The sequence below is a fragment of the Sphingobacterium sp. NPDC055431 genome, from assembly GCF_053644255.1.
In genome coordinates, this window is sequence record NZ_JBSHLH010000013.1 from 68184 (window position 1) to 89988 (window position 21805).

17 protein-coding genes and 1 tRNA gene are annotated in these 21805 nt (G+C 38.1%); 10 read left to right on the plus strand and 8 right to left on the minus strand.

Annotation, left to right across the window (positions count from 1 at the left end; translation table 11 throughout):
• Window positions 1–2 precede the first annotated feature (2 nt).
• Both ACWIB3_RS12515 and ACWIB3_RS12520 read right to left on the minus strand, forming a co-directional pair.
• The gene (locus ACWIB3_RS12515) at window positions 3–1268 is read right to left on the minus strand and encodes a dihydroorotase (protein WP_454291753.1); all 1266 of its coding nucleotides are present in this window, start codon (window positions 1266–1268) and stop codon (window positions 3–5) included.
• A 270-nt stretch (window positions 1269–1538) separates the two neighbouring features.
• Window positions 1539–2111 (minus strand): UbiX family flavin prenyltransferase, encoded by a 573-nt coding sequence (locus ACWIB3_RS12520; RefSeq protein WP_254529117.1) that lies wholly within the window; start codon window positions 2109–2111, stop codon window positions 1539–1541.
• A 424-nt stretch (window positions 2112–2535) separates the two neighbouring features.
• Here ACWIB3_RS12520 and ACWIB3_RS12525 point away from each other — a divergent pair, with 424 nt between their 5' ends.
• The gene (locus ACWIB3_RS12525; RefSeq protein WP_185217087.1) at window positions 2536–3186 is read left to right on the plus strand and encodes an ankyrin repeat domain-containing protein; all 651 of its coding nucleotides are present in this window, start codon (window positions 2536–2538) and stop codon (window positions 3184–3186) included.
• Here ACWIB3_RS12525 and ACWIB3_RS12530 read toward each other — a convergent pair.
• A complete protein-coding gene (locus ACWIB3_RS12530; RefSeq protein WP_454291754.1) occupies window positions 3183–4469 on the minus strand; it encodes a DUF2851 family protein in 1287 nt (428 codons plus the stop codon). The genes ACWIB3_RS12525 and ACWIB3_RS12530 overlap by 4 nt on opposite strands.
• 125 nt (window positions 4470–4594) lie before the next feature.
• Complete coding sequence (ribD, locus tag ACWIB3_RS12535; protein ID WP_454291755.1) at window positions 4595–5638, minus strand: bifunctional diaminohydroxyphosphoribosylaminopyrimidine deaminase/5-amino-6-(5-phosphoribosylamino)uracil reductase RibD; 1044 nt, start codon at window positions 5636–5638, stop codon at window positions 4595–4597.
• A gap of 408 nt (window positions 5639–6046) precedes the next feature.
• On the opposite strand from ribD, the gene prmC reads away from it, so the two are divergent.
• The 3 genes from prmC (at window position 6047) to ACWIB3_RS12550 (ending at window position 9479) form a co-directional block, all read left to right on the plus strand.
• Window positions 6047–6904, plus strand: coding sequence for a peptide chain release factor N(5)-glutamine methyltransferase (gene prmC / locus ACWIB3_RS12540; protein WP_454291756.1), 858 nt, complete (start codon window positions 6047–6049; stop codon window positions 6902–6904).
• Window positions 6905–7443: 539 nt separating this feature from the next.
• Window positions 7444–7516: transfer RNA gene (locus ACWIB3_RS12545), tRNA-Lys, on the plus strand.
• Between the two features lie 1801 nt (window positions 7517–9317).
• Entirely contained in the window at window positions 9318–9479 is a 162-nt protein-coding gene (locus tag ACWIB3_RS12550; RefSeq protein WP_454291757.1) for a hypothetical protein, read from the plus strand.
• A gap of 245 nt (window positions 9480–9724) precedes the next feature.
• Here ACWIB3_RS12550 and catB read toward each other — a convergent pair whose 3' ends face one another.
• A complete protein-coding gene (gene catB / locus ACWIB3_RS12555) occupies window positions 9725–10360 on the minus strand; it encodes a type B chloramphenicol O-acetyltransferase (RefSeq protein ID WP_454291758.1) in 636 nt (211 codons plus the stop codon).
• 377 nt (window positions 10361–10737) lie between these two features.
• Between catB and ACWIB3_RS12560 the strand changes: the two genes are divergently transcribed.
• From ACWIB3_RS12560 to ACWIB3_RS12570, 3 genes are all read left to right on the plus strand, one after another.
• Complete coding sequence (locus ACWIB3_RS12560; protein ID WP_454291759.1) at window positions 10738–11574, plus strand: DUF6929 family protein; 837 nt, start codon at window positions 10738–10740, stop codon at window positions 11572–11574.
• Between the two features lie 145 nt (window positions 11575–11719).
• A complete protein-coding gene (locus ACWIB3_RS12565; RefSeq protein ID WP_454291760.1) occupies window positions 11720–12439 on the plus strand; it encodes a hypothetical protein in 720 nt (239 codons plus the stop codon).
• 414 nt (window positions 12440–12853) lie between these two features.
• The gene (locus tag ACWIB3_RS12570) at window positions 12854–13582 is read left to right on the plus strand and encodes a sulfite exporter TauE/SafE family protein (protein WP_454291761.1); all 729 of its coding nucleotides are present in this window, start codon (window positions 12854–12856) and stop codon (window positions 13580–13582) included.
• 1153 nt (window positions 13583–14735) lie between these two features.
• Here the strand turns inward: ACWIB3_RS12570 and ACWIB3_RS12575 are convergent.
• Window positions 14736–17129 (minus strand): ABC transporter permease, encoded by a 2394-nt coding sequence (locus tag ACWIB3_RS12575; protein ID WP_454291762.1) that lies wholly within the window; start codon window positions 17127–17129, stop codon window positions 14736–14738.
• A 946-nt stretch (window positions 17130–18075) separates the two neighbouring features.
• Here ACWIB3_RS12575 and ACWIB3_RS12580 point away from each other — a divergent pair.
• Window positions 18076–18474 (plus strand): hypothetical protein, encoded by a 399-nt coding sequence (locus ACWIB3_RS12580; protein ID WP_454291763.1) that lies wholly within the window; start codon window positions 18076–18078, stop codon window positions 18472–18474.
• A gap of 56 nt (window positions 18475–18530) precedes the next feature.
• The gene (locus tag ACWIB3_RS12585) at window positions 18531–18989 is read left to right on the plus strand and encodes a CPBP family glutamic-type intramembrane protease (RefSeq protein WP_454291764.1); all 459 of its coding nucleotides are present in this window, start codon (window positions 18531–18533) and stop codon (window positions 18987–18989) included.
• Between the two features lie 127 nt (window positions 18990–19116).
• Here the strand turns inward: ACWIB3_RS12585 and ACWIB3_RS12590 are convergent, their stop codons facing one another.
• Window positions 19117–19458 carry a winged helix-turn-helix transcriptional regulator gene (locus ACWIB3_RS12590; RefSeq protein ID WP_185217107.1) on the minus strand — a complete coding sequence of 114 codons (342 nt, stop codon included), beginning with the start codon at window positions 19456–19458 and terminating at the stop codon, window positions 19117–19119.
• A gap of 92 nt (window positions 19459–19550) precedes the next feature.
• On the opposite strand from ACWIB3_RS12590, the gene ACWIB3_RS12595 reads away from it, so the two are divergent.
• Complete coding sequence (locus ACWIB3_RS12595; RefSeq protein WP_454291765.1) at window positions 19551–20189, plus strand: peroxiredoxin-like family protein; 639 nt, start codon at window positions 19551–19553, stop codon at window positions 20187–20189.
• A gap of 156 nt (window positions 20190–20345) precedes the next feature.
• On the opposite strand, the gene ACWIB3_RS12600 is transcribed toward ACWIB3_RS12595, so the two are convergent.
• A complete protein-coding gene (locus ACWIB3_RS12600; protein WP_454291766.1) occupies window positions 20346–21782 on the minus strand; it encodes a TlpA family protein disulfide reductase in 1437 nt (478 codons plus the stop codon).
• Between the last annotated feature and the right edge of the window lie 23 nt (window positions 21783–21805).

The window sequence follows — 21805 nt, forward strand, 5'->3', positions numbered from 1 at the left end:
ATTTAATTGATGTGCAACTTATTATTGTTAATTACAGCTAATACCTGACCTGTTAATTCTTGACCGAACAACGGGCTGTTTGCTGATTTTGATCTATTGGTCTTACTATCAAATATCCATTTTTTCGATGGACTAAACAACACCAAATTTGCCTCTGCTCCTTCTGCGATAACAGGAACTTCCTGTCCTAAGATTTTCCTAGGGTTAACCGCTAATTTCTCTACAATCTGCTCGGCGGACAAACCTGCCTTCAGTAACAATGGCAAGACGGTCTGTGCCGCAATGATACCATTTTTCGCAATCTGGAATTCCACCTGCTTGAATTCGATCTCCTGTGGAGTATGCTGTGATACCACCGCATCGATCACGCCATCTTTCAATCCTTTGATCAGGGCTTTTACATCTTTCTTGGTACGCAATGGAGGGCTTACTTTATAATTGCTATCAAAACCCTTAACGTCCTCATCTGTAAAGACCAAGTTATGTGCAGCGACATCACAGGTCACCTTAATCCCTTTACTCTTAGCTTTTTTGATCAGGTCAACTGCTTCTTCCGTAGAGATGGTACTGAAGTGGATTGGCGCCTCATTATACTCCGCTAGGAAAAGATCCCTAGAGATCATAACGGATTCCGCTAGGTTAGGGATACCTTTCATGCCAAGGTAGGTACTCACTTCACCTTCATTCATTTTACTGTCTGCGGCGATGGAGTCATCCTCCGGAAATGCCATGATCAATCCATCAAAACCTTTTGCATAAAGCAAGGCACGGGACATCAGACCCGCCTGCTGTATACTGTGCGTACCATCACTGTAAGCTACGGCACCAGTGACCTTCATATCATATAGTTCAGCCAATTCATTGCCTTCACGCTTCTTGCTGACCGTCCCTACCGGAAAAACGTCCACTAGGTTTCCTTTGGCAGCATTGACGATCAAGGCTACTTCCGAACGGCTGTGGATTGGCGGATTGGTATTCGGCTGTACGGCCACTGCCGTAAATCCTCCTGCTGCCGAAGCTGCAGTTCCCGTCTGAAGATCCTCCTTCGTTTCGTAACCCGGTTCACCGAAATTAACGTTGAGGTCAAAAAATCCTACAGAAAGAAATGAATTCTTCCCGTCAATCACCTGAAGCTTATTGTCGTCCGACTTGATCTTCTTGGCAATCTGTTCGATCTTGCCATTTTTCACAAGTACGTCTACAGTAGACAAATGCAGCGGATGTCCTGCCGAAACCAAAGTCGCAGAATTAATTAATATTGTAGCCATGAATTGAATTGAAAATCAAAAAATTGTGCTGAATGCTGTTGTTTAAGTTGTGGGAACCAGCTAGCCATCCAAAGGTTCTTTTCCAATGAGCATTTTCAAAAACCTTCTTCAAGTATAAAAACTCCTTATTCGAAGATATTAACAGCTGTTTCATTAAAAAACAAAAGTACAAAATTCAACGAATACTGTTACAAAAACTTTTAGGAATCCTTGTATATCCCATTATTCGCAAAATACCTGCTGGCCATATCCAAAAAAGGATCAATGAATTCATTCACTCCAGCGGAAGGTTTTTAGACCGCTCAGATCAAATCCTGCGATATCCAGGGCACGGTCTACAACGGTTGCGGCCAATTCTTCAAAGGTTTGTGGACGGCTGTAAAACGATGGGGAAGCTGGACAGATAATTCCACCTGCCTGGGTAATCAGGGCCATATTCTGGATATGGATGCTGCTCAACGGGGTTTCTCGGGTCAGCAAAATGAGCTTTCTCCTTTCTTTCAGGATCACATCGGCCGCTCGGGTCGTCAGATCCGAGGAAATCCCATGTGCTATCCTCGCCATGGTCCCCATAGAACAGGGAACGACAAACATGCAGTCGTACTTTGCCGAACCAGATGCAAAGGGCGCCATAAAATCACTCTTCTGATAGGTTGGAAAATCATAATCTTTGTAACTATCGTTGTCGAGTTCAAACTTCCAAACGTCCTTGGCGTTGTCCGACATAACGATCCCTACAGCTTCGATCTGCTCTGAAAGCTGCTGCAGCTTGTCTAACAGCACTTTCGCATAGATGGAACCAGATGCGCCGGTAATGGCTACCACAATTTTTCTTTTGCTCATGTTACAAATCTATGAAACTTCCTCCACAGTACCTGCAAAACCCTTTTATAGTTAATAATTAGCCGTTTCAACAAATCCCATTAAGTCAAAAAATACCTAATTGGAAACTAAATTTGAGCCCTAAAGAAAAAAAGGGTCGAATTAGATTAATTCGACCCTACATCTACCTATGAAAAACATGCCCTTGGGGAGGGCATTACAAAAGTAAAAAAATCAACAGAAAAGTTATAAGACAAGGTGGTAGATTTCCTATTTTGTAGACAATCAGCTACAAAAATTAAATAGTGTTCGTACCCAAACAAAAAAAATTGTATAGATTACATTTATTAACCTAAAATATTTTATAGCAAAACATAGAAATTTAGGGCCCAAGTAACTTTATTTTAACTTTTTTTTGTTTATTTCGTAACGCAAAATAAGGACTATGAGTTTGACAGTACTGGAAGAATATATTGAGACCGGAAACTACCAAGATTTAGATTTATTACTGAGCCAAAACCCCGACCTTGTCAAGGAAAACACCAGCCATGACATTTCAGCACTGCTTTTGGCCTGTTATTACCAAAAAAGCCAGATCGTGCAGGTCATCCTCAAATATATCAAGAGCATCACCATACACGAAGCCTGTGCCGCAGGCCTGACCGAACAGGTACAGTTTATGGTTGACCAAAAACCTGATGTCATCAACGAACTCTCCTCCCATGGCTTTTACCCGCTAGGCATAGCTTCCCACTTTGGAAAAGAAGATATCGTTCGCATCTTATTGCGAAACGGTGCTAATCCCAATTCATCCTCCCAAAATGGATATCAGGTCTTCCCTATCCACTCGGCATTAAGTAACGGGCAGAACAATATCGCCAAAATGCTGATCGAAGCCGGTGCTGAAGTCAATGTGCTGCAATCCTCCAGGATCAGCCCTCTGCACTTGGCCGCCCAACAGGGTAATATCGATATGATCATCATTCTATTGGAACATGGCGCCAATATCGCCATCCGCAACGATTTCGGGCATACTGCATCCGATATGGCCGCAGAAAAAGGATTCCCTGAAATTGCTGAGATCCTAAAAGCTTAATCCTTTCGGATAATCGATACCCCAATACCACATTCCAGACATCGCTTGGAATTGCAATAGGCCGACCTTAAATGTAACACGGCCTGGGTCTCCAGTGCATTGAACAGGTCCAAGCCAAATCCCATATAACGTCGGCAAACGGAATTGACCTCCGGCTTCAGCTGCTCCAACCATTGCAAGGCGCGATCCATATACTGCTGGTTCCCTATGTACTTTCCATAGGAAAATAAAATGGGCACAAAGCTATTGATCGCCAAGAGATGGAAAAACTGCTCGGAAATCCGGGTATTGTGCCTGACCGATTCTTTCTCCAGATGAAAGTGCGTATTCCAAAACTCTGGAATCTCCAATTGCTGGCAATATCCCTTTAATTCATCCAAACTGTTCGCTTCCACGATCAGGGAAAACCAAGAGGCAAAGCGACAGTACATCGCGGCAAGCTGGGCCAATTTAATCGTCGGGAAATTATAGGGCCGCATGCGCATAAACTTCCATTGGAAGGCGGAAAGTTCAATTAGCTTCTGGCTTTTCTTCAGATAGCCATAATTGGCCTGAAGCTTTATGACATAGGGATCATTCCCCTTATAGGACTTCAAGAACCCCGACTGTCCAAAAAACAAGGCCTGTATATTCTCAGGGTTATTCTTCATCTTTTGGATCAATTTCAAGGACAGGATCTGGCTCAGGTCCTGAAAAGACTGCTTGTTGACCTTCATTCCAAAAGCACCTGCCAACATCCCCAAACAGACCCTTTCCCAATCCCCTCTATAGCTATTGAGCATCAGGACCACAATCTTATAGCGATGCTCCAATCGCTCAATCCCCATTCGGTTCAAGACCTGGATCTTCTGATAGTCTGGCACCTGATCCATTCCATAGCTACAGGGCAACCAATGATTATTCTGCAATAGCTTCTCAATTTTCTGTAATAGGGATTCCTCAACGATAGGCTTCAATTCCAAACATGGAATGAGCGTTCCATCCTCCAGAAAACAATCCAAGCCGGCTTCCCAGACTACATGCAGCACCACTGCATTATAGGCCTTGTTCTTTTGATGGCCATGTTGGTTCCAATCATTGGGGTCTACATGGATTTCAACATGCCCATGCCAGTCCTGGCCATTTATCCGAAGATGGGCAAGAAGAAAGTCTGGTCCAGCATCGGTATTATAGTTGCCCGCCTGAACAACCTCAATCTCATCCCCATTCGTACAACAAAGATCAAATGGAGCAAAAAGTCGATAACGCCAAATAAAGTGTAGGATATGCTCGGATATACGCATAGCTAAATATAATATATTTAACTTTCAATTACGTATTTTAATTTTAAAAACAAGTTTATGAAATGATGAATTAAGCCTCCCAATAGATTGAGGGCAAGCTTTGCTAGGAAAAATTATGATTCGATTTATTTTGGAAGGTAAATTTTCAATAGATCCGAACCTACTTTTATTTCTTCCCTCAGGTCTCCAATTAATTTTGGAGCCTCGATGCCTTCAGACCATGATTCGGCTCCTACAAATATGCGGGCTTCATCCCAAAGTCCTGCCTGAATAAAAAGGTCAAGCGTCTTTCTTCCGCCTTCAACGATAATGGACTGTACATCCATTAAATACAGCTGATAAAGGATTTGCTGTGGAAGGTACAGGTCAAAATTCTCCAGTTCTATATATTTCCGGTTACCCTGCCAATCGGTTTTCTGAGCATTGAAAATTATGGTTTCTGCTGCATCGTCAAAAACTGAAAGACTTTCCGGAAGTTCCAAATTTTTGTCGATCAATATGCGCTTCGGGTTCCGTCCTTCCCAGTCCCGAACCGTCAAGCTTGGATTGTCAAGCTCTGCCGTTCTTTTGCCGACCAGGATCGCATCTTCCTCCGAACGCCATTTATGCACCAATTGCTTACTTGCCGAATTGCTGATCCAGCGCTGCCCCGATACAGGTGCAAAATACCCATTGGCCGTTTCTGCCCATTTCAGGATTACGTAAGGACGGAACTCTTTCAGTTTCGTAAAGAACCTGCGGTTCAACCACTTAGCCTCATCCTCCAAAACCCCTACTTCCGTGCTAATCCCCGCATCCTCCAACTTTTTCAGGCCCAAACCATTTACCTTCGCAAAGGGATCCAAACAAGCGATCACAGCTTCCTTGAAACCCATGTCCACGATCATGTCCGCACAGGGCGGTGTCTTCCCAAAATGCGCACAGGGCTCCAAGCTCACATAGATCGTGCTCTCCGAAAACAGCTCCCTTGCCTTCGCCTCTCCGACCTGATCGATTACTGACCGGACCGCGTTCACCTCCGCATGGGGACCTCCATAAGGCGACGTATAACCCTCTCCAATAATTTCTCCATTGTGGACAATCACTGCCCCTACCATCGGATTCGGACTGGTCTTGCCTGCCCCCAAGACAGCCAATTCCAAACATCGCTTCATGTATTGATTATGCATGTTTCAAAGGTAGTGAAATAGATTTGAGTATGGAGATTGGTGGATTGAGAAAAACCTTCCGGATGGACCATGACCATGATCTTATATTTGGCCAGCATAATTCACAGGTTCGTAGGGGCTGCTTGTCTATGCCAACTTGTTTGAACCAGGATTAAAAGGATAAGAGGATAGACCAAGATCAGGGAATGAACCAGGATGGAAAAGATGAGAGGATAGGCCAAGATCATAACCTATATTTCGCCAGCTTAACTCAAACAAACTATTGGGGTGTATGCGATACACCCCAACAGTTTGTGTGAAATTCTTGCCGCTGGGTCTGTTGTCTTGTGTCTATTGTCTGATGTCTAAAAAACTTTTGGCGAGCTGTCAGGAGCAGCTCGCCAGAAGTTTTTTTCCTAACTTTGCTGTATGGATTCTATAGGCAGCTTAAGGCAAAAATTTGTGTCGGATTTATCGTCGATTTATGATCAGGATGAGGCACTGAGCCTGTTTCAGATTGCTGCCGAACATTTGCTGGGTTACAGCAGGATCCAGCTTAGCATGAAGTTGCAAGAAAAGCTCTCGGAGGATCAGGAGACCAACTTCAATTTGCTCCTGCAACAGCTTCAGACCGGCAGACCTATACAACAGATTATTGGAAAGGCTCCTTTTTATGGAATGGAGTTTATCGTGTCGGAGGATACCTTAATCCCCAGACCTGAGACGGAGGAACTCGTACAGCTGATTATCTCCGAAAACAAGCGCAAATCCGATCTTGATATAATCGATATCGGCACAGGGACGGGCTGTATTGCGATCAGCTTGAAAAAAGGTCTTGAAAAATCCCATGTGTGCGCAGTGGACATTTCCCCAGAAGCCATTGCCATTGCCAAGGAGAATGCTCAACAAAATGGTTGCCCTGTTGATTTCCGTTGCTTGGACATCTTGGAATGGAACTTGGTCTTTGATCAGGAGCACTATGACATCATTGTCAGCAACCCTCCTTATATCACCCATGACGAGAAAAGGGATATGCACCGTAATGTACTGAATTTCGAGCCGCACACGGCTTTATTTGTGGAAGACTCAGCCCCATTGTTGTTTTACGACCATATCGCTTCATTCGCCCTAAAACACCTCAAAAAGGAAGGTACCCTATATTTCGAGATCAACCAGTACCTTTCCGAAGAAACCAAGGAACTTCTGATCAAGAAAGGATTTGCCAAGGTTGATATTCTCCATGATATCAATTCAGTTCCTAGAATGATCAGGGCAAGGTATATTTAGGCTAACTTCTGTTTTCAAAGGTTATTTATCTTTTTATTGGAAGGTATTTCCCCAAAGGATTTCTATCTTTAGCACATAAGCATTAGCTCATCAATATTCGTGAACTACAAAACTCCTCTCCTAGCTTAGATCAAAATTTTAACAATCGTTTTTGATTTCAGATGTACATGGCTTTGGTCTCATTCGAGACATATTCGGAAATTTCGCAATATGGCCCGAACATGGGTAAAACAATTCCCGAATGCAACGCCCTAATAATTTCAGCCCCCACTTATTTCAATTTTTTAATGAATATGGAAAAACAGATCTCCTTTCGCTGTCCGGCAAAATGGTTGTTCCTGCAAGTTTTTGGGTAAAAATTGAACAGAAACCACTTCAGTATATAACTAAGCCAATATTTTTATTCATTTTTTCAAACTGAAAAACAGCGACTTATTTGATTAAGGACAAATTTAAGTTCAAAAGATTTGGCACATATTAAGGATTTTTCTACCTTTGCATCACTTCAAACAACGAAGGGTTCTCGATAAAAGAACAACGATTCCGTAGCTCAGCTGGTAGAGCAATACACTTTTAATGTATGGGTCCTGGGTTCGAATCCCAGCGGGATCACAAAAAAAGCCTCACAGAAATGTGAGGCTTTTTTTGTGCCCGCTTGGGATTCGAAATGTTGCATGTTCCGGGAAGGGCTGTGGGCATGGCTGACATGCACCGAAGGCACCATTTAAGGTTCGATCCGGAGAAGGTTCAGGGATTGTGTTTGGGGTTTGTGGGGCTGAACCACTCCCAGCGGGATCAGACCAAGAGAATCTCCAAGGCATTGTGCCCGCTCGGGATTCGAATAATTGCATGTTCCGGGAAGGACTGTGGGCATGGCGGACATGCACCGCAGGCATCATTTATGGTTCGACCCGGAGAAGGTTCAGGGTAAGTGTCTGGGGATTGCGGGGCTGATCCACTCCCAGCGGGCAATGTCATTAAGTTAAGAAAAATCAAAATTTAGATTCTTCGTTACTTTTGAAGCCCAAAAGTAACCAAAACCGACGAAGGAGCTCACGGATACCAAAAACAACTCGAATCCGTAACGCTTCGGCCCATTTAAGGTGGCTTTTCGCACGGGCTCCCACACATGGATAGAATGCCTTGTGGCGGGAATATCTTTCAATAGATCATCCCTTTTAATGGGATGATCTATTGAAAGCATTCCAAGGCCAATCCCATCGCACAAGTCAACGGCATTCTATCCATTTTTCCGCCACTGGAAATGAGCCGGTTGCTAAAGGACTTCCTGCGGAAGGATGGTTGTTTGTATAAATTGGGAACCCCTGAAAGGGGTGACATCTTTGTAGAAAATTGGATTGTTAAAAGGATAACCCACTGTGTGAGTGAAATATTTTTCTGAAAATCCCTACTGAATTCATTTCCAATTCTGAACGATTAGTGAAGAATATGTACGGTTCTCCTTCTAGGGGCTTTGTCATCTTCAATCTTCGATTGAAGAACTGTTCGTCAATTCAACAACTGCCGCCGTTGAGTTTGGAGGCTCGCATTTCTCTTAGATGCTTCGGGTGAACTTCAGTACAAAAAACGTTAACTTAATGACATTGCCCTGCGGGATCAGACCAAGAGAGTCTCCAAGGCATTGTGCTCGCCGGAATATCTTAATATTATTTTGTCATACTGAGAAGTAAAAATTTGGACTAAATTTATCGAAAGAGATGGCAGCAAGTTGGCAATAAAAATAAATTAGCTCTTTTATTTTTAAATATAGAACCCCTTTTGGGGTTCCATTATTTTAGCAGACATGGCACGTTAGCCTGTAAGTCGCGCAAAAACGATGTTCGATTAATCGAACATCGTTTTTGCATTAACCCTATATAGTTCAAAACCATTCATGCTAAAATAATTCATCCCCGCTGGGAATTTATGGCAGATAAAAATATTCTTCTGGTAAATAAATATGGGCATCAATGGGTAGAACCGCAGTACTAACGGTCTTGTTATACTGAGGTTTACCCGAAGCATCTCGGAGAAACACAAAATCAAAATCAGAAAAATCATAGATTGTATCAGCGAACAGGTCCTCTATTTTCGATAGAGAATGACAGTCAGTTTTTTAATTGGCGTACAGATTCTTTACTGATTGTTCAGAATCAAAAGTAGGTAAAAGTAGATTTCTGGGTTTAGATTGGTATATGTTTTTGATTTTTTAATACGTTGAACCAACCCTAGCGGGATCAGTTCAAGAGAATCTCCAAGGCATTATGCCAGCCTGGGATTCGAATTGTTTCAGGGGGTACTATTGTTTGGAACAGGGCTTTATTTGGAATATTATTCAAAATAAATATTCAATTTTCTCATAGACTCATATGATTTTTAAAAAATTATTCTATTTTTATTAAAAGCAATTAACATGAAAAAGAAGAACATATTTTTAACATTCGGAATATTAATTATTATTTCCACAGCGGTATTTGTGCCCAAAGAACAATTAACTCTTAGAGCAATATTAGCAATCATTGGGATGATACTTATCATTATGTTCTTTCTTTCCAAAAAACAAAACCCTGCCTAAAGGTATTTTATCACGATTCAATCGTCTATATCAAATACCTTAATGTTTTTAACCAAAAGACACCTACTAATATTAATTTAAAATAAAACATACGAACCATTAATCCATCATTCCGACAGATCTGTACAATATTGTGCGGAGGAAAACCAACATTACTTAATCTAGTACCATAATCAAACTGTTGCAAGTCCCAAGAAGGATAATAGCTAAGTTTTAGGGCCTTCCATTAGAAAGACCCCAAAAGTTTACTCCTTAATATGTTTATGATAAAATTCAAATAACAATTCTATATTATCAGAACAGATTATAGGAATTGCCTCTGATAATTTTTGTTCATCCCAATCCCACCATTTGATTTCTAAGAGCATTTTGATATGCTCCTCATTAAACCTCAATTTAATTACTTTTGCAGGGTTTCCGCCGACAATCGTGTATGGCGCAACATCTTTGGTGACCAATGACCGGCTACCGATTACCGCTCCTTCACCGATTCTCACTCCAGACATGATCATTGCCTCGCTCCCTATCCAAACATCGTTTCCTACAACTGTATCGCCCGCATTTTCAAATCCATTATTTGCTTTATGGAATGCTTCAATCTCTGGCATATAATAAAAGGGGAAACTGGATATCCAATTATGTCGATGCCCTTGGTTGCCCGCCATAATAAAGCTAACACCACTTCCAATGGAACAGAATGAACCAATAATCAATTTATCAACGTCATCTCTATCTGGAAATAAATAGCGTGCGCAGTCATCAAAAGAATGTCCATGATAATAGCCAGAATAATAGGAATATTTCCCAGCTGTGATATTGGGGTTCGTAATGTGGTCTTTAATAATTTTGCCTTTAAAAGGACTTTCAAAAAAATTAATCATTTTAGCATAGTTTAAAATTTGACAAATAAAATTTAGCGGCACTTATAGGTTGCCGTAAAAAAACATCTATTTGTCTTATGCTAATCAGATTTCTTCATAAGGCTAATTTAGTGATTATTAATAAAATAAAAGAAGATTGGTACTGATACGTAATTCAGAATGTAAAGGCATCTAATAATCAAACCCTTGGAAAGGAATCCTTTCAAAAGTTTAATCCCTTCGATAATTGCTGACGGATTATTTCAAAAATATCAAATTGCCCGACCTCCCCCTCCCATTGAACATTCAATTAAGAATTGATATGAAATTTATTGCTCCTTCATGAAAATAGGATATATTAGACAAGCGATCTCTCGAAAATATTATAGGTTAAGATTATGCAAGAGTTTTATTTAAAGGAATTTTTTGATATCCCGGGAATCAGTTCAGCCTCTGGAATAGAATTTTTGGAGGGTCAAATTTATATCGTATCAGACAATAGCAATTATCTTTATGACTACCGAATAACTGAGAATCTGCTCAACAGGCACGTCCTTTTACCAAGCCCTCAGATGGAAAGGATTGCAAAACCCCAAAAACTTGATCTGGAAGCAATGGTACTTAGGGAGGACAGGATATATACTTTCGGATCTGGTTCAACTGCTGCCCGGGAACGAGGATTTTCCATTTCCAGAAACGACTGGAATAGCACTGAGCTAGACCTGAGTAACCTGTACAGCGCCATGAAAAAGTCAGCTAACATTTCCTCTTCTGATTTTAATATCGAAGGGGTAGCAATGCATGGAAACAGCTGGCTATTCCTGAACCGTGGAAATGGCCCAGCTGGAAGGAATTTAATTTTCAAAGTCGATGGAGATGATTTAATAAATGACTTCATGATAACTTGCTTTGACATCGAATTACCACAGATCGATGGTCTGCTATTTGGGTTTTCAGGTGCTGCTGTGCTGGGTGATTCACTTTATTTCATCGCAACTGCAGAAGAGGGACTATCTACTTATGAAGACGGAGAAATCGGAGGAACAGTATTCGGAAAATTAGATTTAATCAATATGAAAATTGATCACTGTCAAAAAATCTCGAATGATCAAAAATTCGAAGGGATTACATACTATGAATTGCAGCCCCAAATGATTTCTTTCCTATTGTGTGAGGACAGCGATGGAAGTTCCGATTTAACAACGATTTTTAGACTCGATTTCACACACCCTTAAAAAAAATCCTCTCCAGATACCATTCAAACAGTAAAAGATTTGTTTGATGAAGTACTATTTTCCAATAAGTGTTGTGTGATAAAGCTAAATATAAATATTTGGCATGACTTTAGTTCCTTAAAATCAACACACTACTATATTTATTATGAAATTTTCTCTTCCAAGAACAGGTAAATTGACCTTTGGGTTAATTTTTATCTTAAGTGCCGTTTTATTTTCGGCTTGCAGCAAATCTGACAACGATGAAATTCCCATTGACAGCAATATTGAAAAAGTTTTATTAGTTCCGGAGCAGGAAGAAGGTTATGGTGGCTACTATTATGAGGTACATACACCATTTGTATTTTTCAAAAATGGTCGCTTCATACGGTCTCCATACATTCCAATAAATGAAATTAATGCGGAAAAATATATTGCTGGGCAAGGTGAAGCCGTTGGTGCTTGGACGGTTAATGGAGGAAAGGTTAATGTTACTTTTGAATCGGGTAATAAAAAAACCTATGATTGGTCGAATTATGTAGGTTATCCGCCAAATGCTGGACAGACACTTTCAGGTTCATATGAAACCATCTCTGGAGGAGGTACCATTGCTGTTGGAGGAGAGATAGGTATTATGAAATATACCAATATGAGTTTCACAAAAGATGGCTGGTACACGACCGAAAAGGTATCTTCCACTGAAAGTAGCACAAATGCTGCCTATCAAACATCCAAAACATCTGGAAGATACACGCTGAACACAGATTATTCAATTACATTGAAAGCTAACAACGGACAAGAGAAAAAGTTATTCTTTTGTTGGTATGACAGTAATAAAAATAGAGTTTTTAGACTTGCAGGACGCACATTCAGTCCAGATAATTAAAGGATAAAGCACAGATTTGATCTAATAACGGAGCAATAAACCATGGACAAAGTCCTAAGTCTCCGTATTAAAGGAAGTTTTTTGATGATTTCAAAAATCTTCCTTTTTATTTTGATGTGCTAAGATCAGTTTCAAAGCCCCTAATCTTCGCAATTTATTTAGTTGATCTAAAGAGGATAAATGATATCCCCTACCCTCTGAATTGACTTCTGAAGGTTCTTATTTTTTTGTTGATAGAGGCAATAATACATTGCTTGGAAATCCATTCAAGTCTCCTTTGATGAACCCCTAAATTGATATTCAATAATTCCACGATTTATAAGGAGAACGCCCAAATTATGACGATTATCCCTAGCCAATCCGATATTATTTTTGTAAATTAGAGTGTTGAAAAACAACTAACTACATCCTGTTTTGACAATAATTTTAATCCTTATAATTAGTTTTTTCGCTTCTTTGGTACGGTCGACTTTAGGTTTTGGTGAAGCGTTAATTGCAGTTCCGTTTTTCCTTTTATTCTTGCCCGTAGATGTTGCAGTTCCGCTCGCAGTAATGTTGTCCATTGTCATTGCGCTTGTGGTCGTGATACAAGACCATAAAAAGATCCATTTTCACAGTGCCAAATGGTTGATTTTCTATGCTATTCTTGGACTGCCTTTGGGTATCCTTATATTGACCTATGCAAATGAAACAATCGTTAAGACAGGGCTTGGCTTACTCATTATCGTGTATTCACTTTATTCCCTCTATTTTACAAAAAATAAGGCCTTGCAGGAGGACAGTAAGTTCTGGCTTTTCGTTTGCGGTTTTTTATCTGGAGTTTTTGGTGGAGCGTATGGCTTAAATGGTCCGCCACTCGTTGTTTACGGAAATTTGAGACAATGGAGCGCAAAACATTTTAGGGCCACCTTACAGGCGTATTTTTTACCGGTCAGTCTGTTAAGTGTCGTGGGTTATTATGCAAAGGGATTGATCACGACAGAGGTTAATACTTATTTTCTCTATTCGCTGATCACAACCATTCCGGCAATATTTTTAGGTAGGTACCTAAACCATAAATTAAAAGATGGTACATTCTTTAAATATGTTTATTGGGGGCTGATGATGATCAGTGCTGTTTTGATTGTCAGCACTTTAGTGTAAATGGAGGAATAAAATCTATCTGAAGATGAACATTACATTCTGGCAAAGAAAAACAAAAAGGTTATAAAATTTATAATTGTAGAACCCCATCGGGCAATGTCATTAAGTTAAGGGAAAACAAAGAGGAACAATCCCAAGGTACAAGAACTATAATTTGTATCCTTTTGATTCTGAACAATTCACCATGAATTTGTTGTTTTATCGCCCTAACCCCTTGTCATCCTTAACCGAAGGTTAAGGAACTGTTCGCCATTGCAAGCCTTAAACCAATCACGACTGTAAGCTTTATTATTAAAACAACGGAAGCATCTACGAGAACAGCGAACATATAATATTTTAGAACTTCATTTTTCAAATCGTCAAGAATCTTTTGTTTTATCGCCCTAACCCCTTGTCATCCTTAACCGAAGGTTAAGGAACTGTTCGCCATTGCAAGCCTTAAACCAATCACGACTGTAAGCTTTTATTATTAAAACAACGGAAGCATCTACGAGAACAGCGAACATATAATATTTTAGAATTTCATTTTTTTTATTGGCGTACAGTTCCGCAATCTGCGATTGCGGATGACACGGGAAAATATTAGAGAAGCGTACAGATTCTTCAATAATCATTCAGAATCAAAAGAATTAAAAGCGGAATTCCTTCCAAATGCGCCTCCTGCCTCTACTCCATGGCCCTCCTACAATAAAGATTAAGAACCTATAAATCAGCACAAGACATGACATTTTTGATCTTGAACTTTTGCATTACTAGCTACTTTATCAAACTTACGATGACAAGTTGGTTAGAACTGTGTTTCTAGGTATTTAGGGCTAAATTTGTTTTCCTGATGAATTTTTCTTTTGACGAACTAATGCCCTGGAAGGGCAGAATTATTTTAGCAATGATTTAGAACAATATAGGGCTAATGCAACAACGATGTTCGATTAATCGAACATCGTTGTTGCGCGACTTTCAGGCTAACGTGCCATGTCTGCTAAAATAATGGAACCCCAAAAGGGGTTATATCTCTAAAATAAAAAAAACATTTTTTGCCTTCCAGTTTGCTGTCATCACCTTCCAATAAATTTTACTGAAATATTTCCTTCTCAGTATTACACAAAAAGTCTTAACTTCATTCCATAAATAAATCCCAACTATAAAACCAAACCTATTCATCCCTTAGACTTTCTACTGGATTAGCTCTTGCCGCTTTAATTGAAAGAAAAGCCATTGTTAGAAAAGCAATTAACAAAGTTGCTAAGGCCGGAATAAAAAACATCCATATTTTTAACGGGACCTTATAACTGAAATCCGACAACCAATGATTGATAGCCCACCATGCTATGGGTGTTGCAATTAAGATGGAAATCAAAATTAATATTACATAATCTACTGAGAGTAGTTTGACTATTCCACTGACCGTACTTCCCAAAACTTTTCTTATCCCAATTTCTTTAGTCCTTTGGAAAGTCGAAATGGTTATCAATCCAATTAAACCTAAACAGCTTAAAAATATGGTGATTACGGCTGATGAATTAATGATTTTTGAAAATTTCCTCTCGTTTTCATACAAGTTTTTCATCTTATCATCATAGAACTGAAGATTAAATGAGCCGTCTTTATAAAATGCTTTCCATTCTTTTTCTATAGTTGATAAAGCTTCATTCCAGTCATTGGTATTTTGAGAAAGTTTAATGTTCATATATCCAAGTGAAAGTGGCCAGTTGGTTGCAATAAACGAAATTGGCCTAATTTCTGAATGTAATGTTTGACTATTGAAATCGTCATATACTCCAACAATTTCTCTTGTTTTGCTTTCATTTGTTTGAATCCTTTTACCTATCGCTGAACTCGGTTTATCAAAACCTAGCATTTCTGCAGTTCTTTTAGTAATGGCTATATTGCTAATGGAATCCTTAACTGTTAGATCTCTTCCAGCAAGAAGTTTAAGATTAAAAAGCCTTCCGTATCTTTCATTTACCCCTTTATTGGAAGTCTGGATTTTTTGGCCCTCAAAACTTTCTATAAATAGTGAACTGACTCCATTTTCTAATGGTAAACGACCTAAAGCAACATCTTGTATTTTGGGATTTGATTTTAAGATATCCACAAGTACATTTGGATCCTTACTTAATCCAGAACGAATTGTTTTTGGAAGCTGAATGTTTACGATAGCATTGTGCTCAAACCCCAAATCTTTATTCATCATAAATTTTAACTGTAACCCAATCAGTAAAGAAGTAACAACAAAAAATTGAGCCACGACAAACTGTAGAACGATTAATACTTTTTTAATAGATAGATTACCAAATTTAATGTGGGTTAGGGATTTATGTTTCAGGACTTCCACGACCTGAACTTTATTCGCTAAATAAATCGGATAGATGCTTGTACTAGCTACCAGTATAATCAATAAAATTGTTAGGAATAAAGCAACTTCTTTAATATCATTTACAAAATGAAAGTTTTCCGGTACATATTCTTGAATTTGAGAAAAGATTAAATCCTTTAAAAAGAATGCTAAGAAGAAAGATATCAGACATATAATAATGGTCTCTAAAACAAAAGTCAATGCTAGATGTTTTGGACGTTCGCCCATCGTTTTACGAATGCCAATATCCTTTGCTCTTTCCGGAATCTGGGAGGTAGAAATATTAATAAAATTGATGACAGATAAACCCAATAGAAAAACTGCAATTCCGATGATTCCATAGAGCGTTTTTTTATCAACCGAATTATCCATAAAAGAACTGAAGTGAAGCTCTGATAATGGTACAAAAACAAACTTCATTTTTCCAGATATCTTTCCATTTGAAAGTTCTGATTCAAGTCTATCGTTGATAATCTTTAAAAGGTTTGTTTTGTTTATTTCAGAGCTCACTTTAATAAACAATTGGTTTTGGGAAGAACCTCCCAAAAAACCTGTTCTACTCCAATCATTTTTATCTATGGCAATAAATTCTTTTCCTGAAAAATTACTCGCTGAATTGAGATCTTCTACAATTCCGGTGACCGTGTATTGTGTAGTATCATAAACGACAGTTTTCCCTATGACCTCTTCAGGATTCAATTCGGGAAAGTAAAATTTTGACCTTGACGAGGTTAAAATTACTTCGAATGGACTGCTGAAGATTTTTTGTTTACTGCCCGAAAGCCATTTATAGTTTACTAGATCAAAATAATTTCTGTTAACTGCTTCTAAATAATCAGGAGAGTTATGAATGGAGAACTCATCTTCTTCATGATCAATGATTACTTCCTTAACGTATTTACCATAGATTGGAACGGACAATTCGCTATTAGAAACATAATCTTCAATAAACGGGGCAAGACCCAAAGGTGCATAATTTGAAAATGATTCGTTCCCATCAATAGTTTCTTGTAAAATTACCTTATATACAGCCTCCCTTTCCGATAGATTCTTATCAAAACTGAATTCATAATTTACAAATCTGAAAATAACCCAGCAAACGGAAATTCCAATTGCCAACCCAACTATATTTAGGCTAGTAAAAAATTTGTTTCGCCACAGATGTCGAATAATTTGATTAAGCTTTTTCATATTTTGCGTTTATTTCAGTTTTTATATCATTTGGCAATCTATGCCTAGCATTAGCTCTATTATCTCATAAGAGTGTTTCGAATCTTAAAACATCCTTTCTACAATTTTTAGATTAGCAGGTTATAAGATTCTTTCTATGGATTAATAATATTTAAAAGCTATTAATATTTTTGCCAACAATCAGTCTGCCATTCCAACACATTACTGATTATCAATGAAATAGACAATTCCTTTATTTCATCATTGTTCACTATCGGACAAGGTTCTGTCCAGTATTGAACGGTAAACAGCAAAACTAGAGAAGATGTTCTAGTTGATTCTATAGTCTTAATAGACATGCCTAAAGGAACCATTTATCGGACAATGAGTAGCTAGCAATTGGACTTTTAAGAACATTGTAGAACTACCCCAAGGAGCAAGAACTGCAATTTGTATCCTTTTGATCCTGAACAATTCGTCAAGAATTTGTTGTTTTTTTCGCCCTACCCCCTTGTCATCCTTAACCGAAGGTTAAGGAACTGTTCGCCATTGCAAGCCTTAAACCCATCGAGACAATAAGCCCGAATTATTAAAACAATGGAAGCATCTACGAGAACAGCCAAAATTTAATATTTTAGAACTTCATTTTTTGTATTGGCGTACAGTTCCGCCATCTTCGATTGCGGATGACACGGGAAAATATTAAAGAACCTTTCAGACTCTTCAATGATCGTTCAGAATCAAAGGATTTAAAAGCGGAATTCCTTCCAAATATTTATCGAATTCTGAACAGATACTGAGCCCTTCGGGATCCATTATTTTAGGATTTCTTCATTTAAGAAACACGGGATCTGAGCATGTTCCTTTGAAGTTTTTCATTATCTTTAAAATTAAGTAAGCGTATCACCCAAACTTAACAGAGCGTCTATTTGATGAGAATTTACTAAACGAATAGAAATTATATTATATGAGAATACTCTTAACTTTATTGGTTTTACTGGTTTTTGGCAAGCCTTCATTTGGCCAGAACAGCCTAAGCATAGATAGAGTGTCTACTCCTTCCTTATTGATGGAAGATGGAAATAGCAATAAGGGAATGGACTTACAAAAGTTTGTAGAATCAATCTATATCAATGCCAGCCTTTTGTATAACAATTCATTGCCTAGCCTTAAATCTGGAGAATATTATGTAATAATCGACAAGGGGTATACGACACAGACTGTACGATCAATGACATCTGATCTAAAAGGTTTATCGGTAGAAAATTTAGAGGAATTCTCCTATAAAAAATCATTGGTCTCAGACGTACTTCATGGTTCTTTTGGGAGATTATTCGGAATGGTAACCATAAAACTGAAAGAATAAAAAATTACTAAAAAAGTATTGTTTTTATATTTTTATACTTTGGAGAATAATAATCAATGTTCAATTTAAAACCAATCCCAAGTCAGCAAAACTTAAAATACTTTTTCTGGTTTTTAATTTTAAAACTCATTATCGGAGCTATTACAAGTGGAATCGCTTATCTAATCGATCCATCATCACTTCATAATCCAGCAGATGATTATGGAATATTATTTAGAGCATCTCTATTATTAATATTTGCTCCAATATTTGAAACATTGATCAATCAGTTTCTTGTCATCGAAATATTAAGAAAGATAAAGATCCCCCCTGGTCTAATCATCTCTTTTTCTGCAATCCTTTTTGGACTATTTCACCATTACCACATTTTTTATATGATTGCCACTACGATCAGTGGTATTATTTATGCCTTATATTATTTAAAATTAAGGCCTCAAGGAAAACTAAACGCAATATTAGGAGTAGCCGGATTACACTTCTTTTCAAACCTTGTCGCATTGCTAAGCGACCTATAAAGATTTTCTTTTGGGTATATTTATAGCAGATAAAATCCATTTAACTCTCGACATATCCATTACCTTAGCCATGAAATTAGCGATAATCGGCAGCCACAATGTTGGCAAAACTATCTAAACCAAGTAGTTAGTTCTTATTTGTTTGTTCTACCAAGACCTTTCCCCAATCATTCAATTTCCACAACACCTCCACTAATTTTTCTCCGAGTTCTGTAAGGGAATATTCGACACGGGGTGGTAGTTCATTATAGATTTTCTTGGTTAAGATCCCATCTTGTTCCAGCTCTTTTAAATGTTGGTTTAGAACCCTTCTATCCACTTTTGCGATTCCCCGTAGCATTTCACTCGGTCGCTTTTCGCCCTCGTTTATACGCCATACGATTGGAACTTTCCATTTAGCACTGATTGCATTTACAGCAAATTCCAATGGACACACTTTTTCTTCGATCGTCCGACCCTTTGTTTTCATAAAATTGACTTTTTTATCCCATAGGGATAATAATATGCGGTATTGCAGATCTAATATTAGTTTTAAATCTTTGCTAAAACAGAAATCAAGATATGAAAAATTTAGAGCATCAGATTAGCGAATTAAATGAAAATTTAGCAAAACAACTCCCCTCCGAAGTTTTAGAGGTATTCGGTAAATCTATCCAAGACCTGAAAGCTAAAAATATGGAAGATGGAAGTATCAAAGTAGGCGATCGGTTTCCTGATTTTTCTCTACCGAATACAAATAAAAAGATTGTGGTGCTAAAAGAACTTTTACAAAAAGGAAAGGTGATCATAGCTTTTTTCCGTGGCAATTGGTGCCCTTACTGCAATCTTGAATTGAAAGCATTTCAGGATGATTTGAAAAAGATTGAAGACAAAAATGTTACGCTCATTGCTATTTCACCTCAATCTTCCAATCATAGTGAAGAACTCAAAAACAATCATAATTTAGGTTTTGAGTTATTGACCGACAAAAACAATGCTTTGGCTAAACAACTTGGTATCGCCTTCGAACTTCAGAATTACGCCATCTCGACTTATAGCAGCTTAGGGATAGAGTTGTCAGAATACAATAACAACGATACAAATGAACTACCTGTGCCAGCGGTTTTTGTGATAGACAAAAATGGGAGCATAACTTATAAGTTTATTGATAGCAACTATATGAACCGCATAAATATAGAAGAACTGATGAGGAAAATATGACCGAAGTGAAAAAGAAAGAGTGCAAGTAGAACAAAAGATATTTCAACTGAAATACTAACCCAGCCTATTAGAGGGAAAATTGAAACCGCTAACCTCGTAGAATAATTAGCAATCGACCAACTCCTTATCCTTGAGCCAGTTGGGTCAATTTGCGACTTATAAGGCTGATTTGATCCAACTATCAATCTTATTGTAAAGGTCTTGAGGGAGTGTTTCAGAATGCTTTATTTCACCGTTCTTATCGATCAACATATAATGAGGAATTGCATCGATGTTATTTCTATCGTTAATTAATTTTTGCTGGGCTTTTGTAATATAGAAATGCTCACCTGTTAGTTTTTCCGTAAAATTATGCCATAGATTAAGGTCAGACGTTTCATCGGTGAGATACAAGAAAACAACATCTTTATTGTTTTTATATTTATCCTTGAGTGGTTTTATGGTTTCAAAAGCTGATATGCAAGGACCACACCATGTAGCCCAAAAATCTATTAATACAACCTTCCCCTTATATTTAGCGATGATATCTTGGAATACATCTTCTTTTTCAGGGAATGGCAAGTAGTGTATATTGGAAGCAAGAGCTTGGGATGTATTGAGTTCATTTTGGCGGAGCAGGCTGGTCTTGTAAATATTATTATTAAAATAATTTAGGATGTCATCTTGCTGGGCAGTTGTTAAACTAGTGCCTGAGGCCAGCTTTTCTAAATAGGCAATTGCAATTAGATGTTCATAGAATTCCCTTTCATCTGAACCCAAGCTACTTTTAAATATGCGCTTTAGATAGTCTTGATATTTAATTGGACCTACTTTCAACAAATCAGGGAGGTTAAGGACAGAATCACGCAAGACCTCTTTATATACGAAATTTGACATTGGGAGATCCATGTCCAATAATGCTGCTTTATCTTGGAAAACTGCTTGATAAAATTCAAATCTTCTCTCCAGATTAGTGTCTATCAACAGTTCCTTTTTTGTACTTAATGCATATAATATTTCGGTAATTTCGATTACATCAGAACCTATTTCTCGAATGAAGGTGTTTTCCGTCGAGGAATTTAAATGGGCCTTCTTCTTTAGGGTTCTTTCCTTTACGTAATCCATCAATTCATTCACATTTTTTACATCAAACGTTTTCCGTGTCCAGGTATCTACGTCATTTTGAATAAAAAAATAGTTCTTGAATAAATCCGCATACTGATCGGAGTTCTGAAACATTGTTTTATAGCCTCCTGAATAATTAATCACGAAATTATCTTCCTTATCAAAGACAAATTCTATGGTATCGTTTCTATTAGATTCAATAAAGGTTGAATAATATTTATTGTTTAAGATGAAATAATAACTGGTCAGGTAGGGATTGAAGAATTTGGCAAAATAAGTTGAATCATTGAGTTTCTCAAGCTTCAAAAGACACTCCCCCGAGAGAGCATCTCCTTTACCAAAGGATTGTAGGTCGAAATCTTTCGGATAATTCCCCTTTAATTGAAATTGAATGCTGCTGTAACCTGGTTGATCCTTCTTTTGAGCATTGGCTTTAATTGATGGTAGGACGAATAAACAAATAATTAAAGCAAGAAAAGTAGTTCGCATAGAAGAAAATTTAGTGGTTTACA